Source organism: Pseudomonas sp. DE0010 (genome assembly GCF_007680745.1).
In the GTDB taxonomy this organism is placed as follows: Bacteria; Pseudomonadota; Gammaproteobacteria; order Pseudomonadales; family Pseudomonadaceae; genus Aquipseudomonas; species Aquipseudomonas parafulva_B.
Genome location: NZ_VEJQ01000204.1, coordinates 1 through 272, shown reverse-complemented (window position 1 = coordinate 272; position 272 = coordinate 1). Strand labels below are relative to the sequence as shown.

1 protein-coding gene is annotated in these 272 nt (G+C 65.1%); it reads left to right on the top strand.

Annotation, left to right across the window (positions count from 1 at the left end; all coding sequences use genetic code 11):
• Positions 1-272 (top strand): LysM peptidoglycan-binding domain-containing protein (locus tag FS767_RS22255; protein ID WP_144968253.1); only part of this gene is annotated, 272 nt, incomplete at both ends.

Below are 272 nucleotides of genomic sequence, written 5' to 3'. Positions count from 1 at the left end.
CGGCGATACCCTCTGGGACATCTCCGCCAGATTCCTCAGCAAACCCTGGGAATGGCCGGAGATCTGGCAGGCCAATCCGCAGATCAAGAATCCCCATCTCATCTATCCCGGCGACACCCTGGTGCTGAGCTATGTCGACGGTCAGCCGCGCCTGCAGCTCAACCGCGGCGCCTCGCGCGGCACGGTCAAGCTGTCGCCCACGGTGCGCAGCACCCCCATCGCCGAAGCCATCCCGGCCATTCCGCTGGAAGCGGTCAACAGCTTCCTCCTGC